General features: G+C 62.5%; 6 protein-coding genes. 5 read left to right on the forward strand and 1 reads right to left on the reverse strand.

Features of this window, described 5'->3' with window-relative positions; all coding sequences use genetic code 11:
• The 5 genes from Q4P21_RS02645 to Q4P21_RS02670 form a co-directional block, all read left to right on the forward strand.
• A partial coding sequence (locus tag Q4P21_RS02645) for a DUF3320 domain-containing protein (protein ID WP_303387313.1) occupies positions 1–2,417 on the forward strand: 2,417 nt, incomplete at its 5' end.
• Positions 2,418–2,490: 73 nt separating this feature from the next.
• Positions 2,491–4,023 carry a hypothetical protein gene (locus tag Q4P21_RS02650; protein ID WP_303387314.1) on the forward strand — a complete coding sequence of 511 codons (1,533 nt, stop codon included), beginning with the start codon at positions 2,491–2,493 and terminating at the stop codon, positions 4,021–4,023.
• 81 nt (positions 4,024–4,104) lie between these two features.
• Complete coding sequence (locus Q4P21_RS16280) at positions 4,105–5,259, forward strand: alpha/beta fold hydrolase (protein WP_369598841.1); 1,155 nt, start codon at positions 4,105–4,107, stop codon at positions 5,257–5,259.
• Positions 5,260–5,334: 75 nt separating this feature from the next.
• Positions 5,335–7,038: an acyl-CoA dehydrogenase family protein gene (locus Q4P21_RS02665; RefSeq protein ID WP_303387315.1), complete on the forward strand. Its 1,704-nt coding sequence runs from the start codon at positions 5,335–5,337 to the stop codon at positions 7,036–7,038.
• Between the two features lie 15 nt (positions 7,039–7,053).
• On the forward strand, positions 7,054–7,875 hold the full coding sequence (locus Q4P21_RS02670; RefSeq protein ID WP_303387316.1) for a YqjF family protein: 822 nt from the start codon (positions 7,054–7,056) through the stop codon (positions 7,873–7,875).
• 220 nt (positions 7,876–8,095) lie between these two features.
• Here the strand turns inward: Q4P21_RS02670 and Q4P21_RS02675 are convergent.
• Positions 8,096–8,574: hypothetical protein (locus Q4P21_RS02675; RefSeq protein WP_369598842.1), on the reverse strand; the 479-nt coding region annotated here is incomplete at its 5' end.

Raw genomic sequence — 8,574 nt, forward strand, 5'->3', positions numbered from 1 at the left:
TGGGCCATGACCTTCAAGATGCCGCGGAGCTCGCCGGCGCCATGCAGAACTCGGCCGCAACGGACATTGACCTGTGGTTCGAGTACAAGCGGCTCCGCGAGTGGGCAGGTCAGCATGGTCTGGGCGAGACCGCTGCGAGTCTGCAAAAAGTGGGGGCTGCAGCAAGACACATCCCCGGGGCATTCGAATGGGCAGCCCTGAAGCCATGGGCCGAAGCGGTGGCGTTCTCAGACAACCGCATGGAAAACTACCGCTCCGACAACCGCAACGCCACGGTCGAAGAATTTAGGAAACTGGATGAAAAACTCATCAAGTCTGCCTACAGCACCGTAGTGGAGGCCTGCACAGCACGGCGGCCGCGTTCGAGTTTCGGAGCCGCGGCCATCATTGTCCGGGAAGCCGAGAAGAAATCCCGGCACAAGCCCATCCGTACCCTGCTGGAACAAGCCGGCGACATTGCCCAGGCACTCAGGCCATGCTTCATGATGAGCCCGTTGTCAGTGTCCCAGTACCTGCCTGGAAATATGCACTTTGACGTGGTGATCTTTGATGAAGCGTCCCAGGTGATGCCGGCGGATGCCGTCAACTGCATTTACCGGGGCAGTCAGCTCATCGTTGCCGGGGACCAAAAGCAGCTCCCGCCCACCTCGTTCTTTACCAGCCTCAACGAGGACTCCGACGATGAAGACAGCCCCGACAACTTCGACAGCGTGCTGGATCTTTGCAAGGCGTCCGGGGCCATCCCCTCACTTCCGCTGACGTGGCACTACCGCAGTCTCCACGAAGACTTGATTACGTACTCGAACTACGGATTCTATGAAGGGAAATTGAACACTTTCCCCGGTGCCGTGCAAGAATCCCCTGACCTTGGTGTGCACCACGAATACGTGCAAGGCGTCTATCAGCGTGGTGCAGGTTCAAAGAACCCCATCGAGGCGGAGCGGGTGGTGGACCGGATCATTGAACACCGCACACACAACCCGGAGCTCTCCCTGGGCGTTGTCACGTTCTCCACCGCGCAGGCAGACGCCATTTTTGACGCCATTGAAAGTCGTTTGGAGTCCGAGGACGTGCTGCAGGGCCTCCTCGATGACAGGGACCGTCTCCACGGCTTCTTTGTGAAAAACCTTGAATCCGTTCAGGGCGATGAGCGGGACATCATTATTTTCAGTGTCGGTTATGGCCCGGACGAATCGGGAAAACTGGCCATGAACTTTGGTCCGTTGACGCGCAAGGGTGGCCAGCGACGGCTCAACGTAGCCATCACGAGGGCGAGGCGCAGGGTGGAAATTGTCAGTTCCTTCCGGGCCTCCGACATGCGCGAAGGGGCTTCGGAGGGAAACATGCACCTGCGGAACTACCTGGATTTCGCCGCCCGGGGCAGAGTCGCACTGGGCTCGACGATCATTGCTGGCACGGATGACGCGCAAAAGCCGTATGAAGACGAAGTCCGCAAGGCCATTGAATCGTTGGGCTATAAAACTGTTTCCCAGATCGGCACGGCGGGCTACCGCGTGGACATTGGCGTGGTGCACCCCAGCAAGCCAGGAACGTTCCTGTTGGGTGTTGAGTGCGACGGCGTTGCGTACAGTTCTGCGAAAACGGCCAGGGACCGGGACCGTTTACGTGGGGCCGTTCTGCGGAACCTTGGTTGGACCATGTTCAGGGTTTGGGGCCTGAGCTGGTACCGGGACCCTGTAGGCCAGCTGGCCCGTTTGAGGACGGCCTTGGAACTGGCGCTCGAACAGGATCAGCCAGGTGCCGTGCTGATGGAAAAGCAGAGTTCCGCGCCGATCGTCGCAGTCGACGAACCAGGTCTTGACTTTGAATCTGTGGACCTCTCGGCCGCGCCTGCCTGGACCGTGGAATATACGCAAGCGCGGTATCAGCGCGGCAAACGCTTGGTGGAACCGGGCGCTCCGAACGCACTGCCGGAACTCATCGGCTTCTGTGAGCACGTCATTGCCGTTGAGGCCCCGCTGCACCTTGACACGTTGCAAACCCGCTTGCGGGATACATGGGGAGTGAGCCGTGTTGGCTCACGGATTAAGGAAAATCTGTTGGCTGCCGTCAACAGCACAAGGATTGATGGAGTGCGGGCCCGCCTGGACAACGACGGCTTCATCCGGCTGGGACCGCCTGCAAGCGTCAGCGTCCGTAGGCCGGGATCCGCAGCACTGGCGCGTAAAGCTGGTGTGATTCCACCCGAGGAATTCGATGAGGCTATTCGGCTGGTACTCAGGGATTCCATGGGAGCCTCCGAAGGGCAGGTCCTCGCGGCATTGCGGAGCGTATTTTCCTGGCAGCGCAGCGGAGTCGACATCCAGACAGCCGTGAACAAGTCGCTCTACCGCTGTCAGCGCAACGGTGTGTGCGAGAAGACGGCCGACGGCAGCTATAGGCTCAATGGAGCTTAGGAACGTGGCGTAACTCGACATCCTTGCTGCCCATGGGCAGAATGAAAGATCAGCTATCTGGAGGGGGAAGCAAGTGGCGTATCCCATGTCGCGGGCGGTGTTGGCGGCGCGGACTGTCCCGCTGCCCACGTCCCCGGTGGTGTGGTCCGGCTATGCCCACAAGACTGTGCGGGCGTGCCTTTTGGTGGCACTGCTGTGGGCCACGGCCGTGGCCATGTTGGGATTCTTCTCCCCGTTGGAGTTTAGAAGGATCTTCGAGGACGTGGCCCATTTTGTGCCCGCCTTGTTGTTCGTCATTGGTCTGGTGGGGGCTCTTGCCCTGGGGCACGAGATTGGCCATGCCTTCAAACATGTGTTGGGGTACGGGAACCTCAAACGCGCTTCGGAACACCACGGCCATACTGGTGTGCCGCCTCGTGGACGGCGTTTGCTCCATGCGTCTGTGCTGGTGGGGCTGCTGGTCGGCAGCGTGGTGGCAGCCGCCATCAGGGCAGCTTCCGCAGAATGGTTGGGGTTTTTGCTGTTGGTGGGAATAGCCGTTGTCCTGCTGCTGCCTACTCTCAAGTTCACCCGACTGGCCCTGATCGTGTGGAGGCAGGCCCAGAATGAGCATCGCCAGCAGCAGGACATCGTGGCTGGTGGTGAACGCACCATCGCCACGGTTGTGGCAGTGACGAACGAACAGTTCATTGTCGAGAACAAGGCAATGTTCCATGTGGAGTTGGAGTACACGGTGGGCGGGCAGCCGGAAACAGCCCAGATCCGCTTTTTTGACTACCCGGTGTGGGCACCTGCCGCGGGTAATGAGTTTGATGTGTGGTTTGACCCGGAACGGCCCTTCGTTGAGGACTTCACCATGATTGAGCGCCGCTACGTGGGGCAGCACTTCGTCCAGCTTGCCGAGGAACCCGTGCCCGGCCCGCACTTTGGTGAGGCTGATGCGTCCCTGCTGCGTGAAATGGAGTCAGAGCGCGCCCTCTCCGACACCGAGCTGGCCAGCATGGCGAGGATTCCGCAGTGGATGGCAGATGAAGCCCATTCCAGCGGACCCGCCACGCCACAGGCTGCCAGACGTACACGCTTTCTGATCTGCATCCCGCCCAACCTGATTGCACTCCTGTCACTGTTCGGAACGTTGCTGGTCCCGGTGATGATTGAGGACGTTCCGTGGTGGACGCTCGCTGCGTTGTGGGTCTACACGGTGCTGACTCTTATCAACGCGGCCATGTACTGGCAGTTCATGGTGCGCAGCCGGTGGTTCATCCGTTCCGGGGTGTCGTTTGGGGCAACGGAGGCTGCGGTTTTCGCCGGTTTCTTCGCGGCTGGTTTTGCCATGATCACCACTCGTTCGATGGTGCTTGGGCCGCTGAACAGAGAGGTTGAGTGGACAGCAGCGCATGTGCTGACGTGGGCTGCCGTGATTGGGGCACTGCTCGTTTTTGAATGGGCGTTTACGAGCAATTCGTGGGCGTTGAAGCACCTCAATGCCGAATTCCCCGCCCCGCCGGCAGCCATTCAGGAAGCACTGACCGGCCACGACCCCGACGGCATCGACCAGCTTGAACGCGACTACGGCTACCGCGCCGGAGTGTTCCTCTGCGATTAGCGCGGAAATCAGCCCGCATGCCGCTCGTCGCCCGCCGCCTTTGGTACGTTGGGAGAACTTCTATCAGGTGGGGTGGCTTGCATGGCAACAATCGTTTTGGTGCACGGGTTATGGTCTGATGGTTCCAGTTGGGCCCGGGTCATCACAGAGCTTCACGCCATGGGGCACACACCGGTGGCGGCGCAGCTTGACCTGGAAACGTTCGACGGCGACGTCGCAGCCGTGCGCCGCACCCTCGCCACCGTTGCGGGGCCGGTTCTGCTGGCCGGCTGGTCCTATGCCGGCGCCGTGAATGGCGAGGCCGCTCGCGAGCATCCCGAGGTCAAGGGGCTGGCCTACGTTGCGGCCTTCGCCCCGGCCGAGGGTGAATCCGTGAGCGGACTTTCGCGCCGCCACCCGGGTAGCCTGATTCCCGCCCACGTGGTGGTGGCTGGCGACTACACCTACATGGGCAGGGATCACTTCGCGCAGGTGCTGGCGGCCGACGCCCCGGCAGACGCCGTCGTGGTTGCAGCAGCCACGCAGCGTATGGTGCGGATCGGGTTGGACAGGGTGAAAGTTGGCCCACCTGCCTGGCTGGACCTACCCTCGCACTATTTGGTGACCACCGCCGATCAGGCCGTTCCACCGCAGCTGCAGCGCGAGATGGCGGCGCGCATGGGTGCCGTGGTGACCGAGCTGGATTCCAGCCACACCCCACTCCTATCCCACCCGCGTGAGGTGGCGCAGTTCCTGGACAGGGCCTGCACTGCGGCCGGGTTGACGGTGCCCGTCGAGGACTCCGGGCAGTGGGCCGCGGAAATGACGGCGGGCCTGGAGCGTTTCGTGGCTGCGCAGGAAGACACGTACGACGACGTCAAGGCTGAGTTGGGTGCCGGGCACAAGCGGAGCCACTGGATGTGGTTCGTATTTCCGCAGGTCTCAGGCCTTGGCTCGAGCAAGATGGCCACGATTCATGCCATTACATCGCTGGAGGAAGCGAAGGCCTACCTGGCTCACCCTGTCCTTGGGCTGCGGCTGCGGGAGTGTTCGCAGCTCCTGCTCGACGGCAGTACCGACCGGGCAGGGGAGATCCTCGGTCGCGTGGACGCCATGAAACTTCGCTCCTCCATGACCCTTTTCAGCCACGCAGCGCCGAGCGAGGACATCTTCCAGCACGTTCTTGATCGTTTCTATGAAGGGTTCAAGGACCCGGCCACGGAAAAGATCCTCCAGGTGTTGCGCTCGCAGCCTTGAGGTATGCGTCTTGAGGTATATGCCTTGATACACGGTTTTGACGCACGGTCTTGACGCACGGCATAGCCTAGTTCCATGACCGTCAACGACGCCGGACCGCTCTCTGGCTACCCAACCCACCGCGTGCTGAACCAGCCTCCCCCGCGCGTGGACGTGAACGAGTTCAGCGAAAATACGCCGCTCGTTGAGTACCTTCACACCATCGGGGAAATCGGAGCGGCCGCCGACGATGGAAGCGACGCGGGAACCGCTGGGGGGACCAACACCGAGGGGACCCGGGCGCTCGAGGCGACGGGCGTCGTCGTTGGTTCTGCGCAGTTTCAGGATGATGCCCGGCTGGCCCATAAAAACCCGCCAATCCTGCGCACGCACAGCAAGTATGGGCAGCGGATCGATGAGGTGGAATATCACCCCTCGTACCACCGCGTCATCGCCCAGGCGGTGGCGGCTGGTGCGCATACTTCGGCGTGGGCGAAGCCCGGCAAAGGGGCAAGCGCGCTGCGTGCGGCCCAGTTCATGCTGTTTGCGCAGGTCGAGCCGGGACATGCCTGCCCGATCTCCATGAGCCACGCCGCCGTCGAATCCGTCGCACTGGCCCCGGATGCGGCGGGGGAGTGGCTGCCGCGGCTGTACTCGCGCCAGTATGCGCCGGAACTGTCCGTCAACAAGCCCGGCGCCCTGTTCGGTATGGCCATGACGGAGAAGCAGGGCGGCTCGGATGTGCGCGCCAACACCACCCGTGCCGTGGCCGCAGGCGAGCACCACCTGCTCACGGGCCACAAGTGGTTTTGCTCGGCGCCGATGTCTGACGCATTTTTGGTGCTGGCGCAGGACGACGCCGGATTGGGCTGCTTCCTGATCCCGCGGATCCTGCCGGACGGCACCCGCAACACGTTCCTGCTCCAGCGCTTGAAGGACAAGGCAGGCAACCGCTCCAACGCCTCCGCCGAAGTGGAATTCGCCAACACTGTTGGATGGCGGATCGGCGAACCTGGCCGCGGCGTACGCGCCATAATGGGCATGGTGGGTAGGACCAGGCTCGACTGCGTGCTGGGCACGGCGGCCGGGATGCGCCAGTCCGTGGCCGAGGCCGTGTGGCACGCCCGTCACCGGCACGCCTTTGGCGCCCGCCTCATCGATCAGCCGGCCATGACCAACGTGCTCGCGGACCTGGCGCTGGAATCTGAGGCCGCGACCGCCGTCGGCCTGCGCCTTGCCCGTGCCTTTGATAACGACGCCGGAGCAACAGAGCTCGCGTTCCGCCGCCTGGCGACTGCGGTCACCAAGTATTGGGTGTGCAAGCGGGGGCCGAATCATGCCTATGAGGCCATGGAATGCCTGGGCGGCAACGGCTACATTGAGGATTTTCCGCTGGCCATGCGGTACCGGGAGCAGCCGGTCATGGCGATTTGGGAGGGGACAGGCAACGTGATTGCGTTGGATCTGCTGCGGGCGATGTCCACCGAACCGGAGTCCGTGGAGGCGTTCTTCGATGAGCTTCGGCTGGCTGCAGGTGCGCATCCGGTATTTGACGATTTTGCGGCTCGGCTGAAGGAAGAGCTTGCACCGATGCGCTCGGCGTCGCAGGAGTTTGCCGGGCAGGCGCGCACCGTGGTGGAAAAGTTGGCACTCGCGTTGCAGGCGTCGTTGTTGCTGCGGTTCGCCCCGGCGGCAGTCTCCGACGCGTTTGTCGTCTCGCGCCTGGGGTCTGACCGATCATTCAACTACGGCACTATGCCTGCGTCTGCCGATTTGGCCGGGATTCTGGCCCGGGCGTAAGGAAAGGGTCTGCGAATGAACGTCCCCGTGATTTCACCAAAAGCCCCCGCCCTCGGGGGTCGCGCCATTTTGCGGCAACGCTGGAGTGAGGTGACGTTTCTACACTGGAGAGTCGATCCGAGCGTCGTTGAAAAGTACATGCCGGAGGGCTGCAGCCCCGATACGATGGGCGGAACCACATGGGTGGGACTCATCGCTTTTCAGATGTCCAAGAGTTCGTTCTTTGGCAGTCCCAGCATTCCGTGGCTCGGTGACTTTCCTGAGGTTAACGTCCGCCTGTATTCCATCGATGAACAGGGACGTCGAGGGGTTGTGTTTCTCAGTCTCGAGGCATCGCACCTCGTGCCAGTGCTCATTGCTCGGGCAGCTTTTGGGCTGAATTATCGGTGGGCCTCCATGAAACTGAGTCAGCGCGAAGGGAAAGTAGCGTACCGCACCAAGCGGCACGGCCAACCGGGTGCAGCCTCCCACATCATCGTGCGTCCGGGCTGTGACCCAGCGGCAAATGCTGCGCTCGCCGCCGATCCGGTAGCTAATTTTTTGACGGCCCGGTGGGGTTTCCACGAAACCCGTCTCGGGCGCACCATTTACGCGCGAAACCACCACGAGCCGTGGCCGCTGCAGCACGCTGAGCTTCTGTATCTCAAAGACGGGCTGCTGGCTGCGGCCGGCTTGGAAGGGTTGGCCGGGCGTGCCCCGGATTCGGTTCTGTACGCCAGTGACGTGATCACCGTCTTCGCATCGCCGCGGCGACTTGTCCGGGTTCGTCGGCGTCGCGTGAGAGACGGGCAGGGGCGCCGGAAGCAGCCTCCGGCACCCGCACCCGCACTTGCTTGAGCCATCGGTACGTTGCGGCACGACTTTGGTGAGCCACGCCGTCGTGCTTCTGGTTGAGGCTGCAGCTCATGCGGGTGCGGTCGCCACTCCCATGGTTCATATCGCAGCTCCTGCGGGTGAACCGCGATCTCACTGACATCAGCTGCAGTATTGATTGGAGGCGGGACGGGGCACACGCATCAGCTGCAGTATGAATGGGCGTGCCGGTGGGCGGGAAGGGCTAGGAAGCCACCGGCACCCGGCACGCATTCTCCTGGGAGATCCGGCGCAGCAGCGCCCACGCCAGCAAGCCGATGGAGATGACCGCCAGCACGGGCTGAACAGGTTCAAAGAACGTCATGGCCCCGGAGGAACCCAACGCGAGCAGCACCAATTTGTTGCAGACGGGGCAGCCGACGGCGAAGAACGTCAAAAACGACGCGAACACGCCGGACTTGTTGGCACTGCCCGTGCTGGTGATGGGGGAGGCCACGTAGGTTGCCACCAGCAGCCCGGTCAGTAGTGAGCTGATGCCAAGCGCCGTGTAGGACCACCACGTGGGCGGGATCTCGCGGCTGAAGAAGTTGTTGGGTATGAGCACTGTTGGAATGGCCACCACAACGTAGACCGCCACAGCGGCTGCGGCGCCGGCCACCCAGCGCCGCAGCCGCCACTGGCGTAAATTGCCCACGATTGTGAGCATGTCAGCTCCCTTCCGGC

Origin of the sequence: Arthrobacter sp. (assembly GCF_030540645.1) — a bacterium.
Classification (GTDB): Bacteria; Actinomycetota; Actinomycetes; order Actinomycetales; family Micrococcaceae; genus Specibacter.

What these genes read in the sequence shown, in the direction of transcription:
- Q4P21_RS16280 (WP_369598841.1), top strand. Translation starts at nt 4,105, where the DNA reads ATGGCAACAATCGTTTTGGTGCACGGGTTATGGTCTGATGGTTCCAGT.
- Q4P21_RS02665 (WP_303387315.1), top strand. Translation starts at nt 5,335, where the DNA reads ATGACCGTCAACGACGCCGGACCGCTCTCTGGCTACCCAACCCACCGC.
- Q4P21_RS02670 (WP_303387316.1), top strand. Translation starts at nt 7,054, where the DNA reads ATGAACGTCCCCGTGATTTCACCAAAAGCCCCCGCCCTCGGGGGTCGC.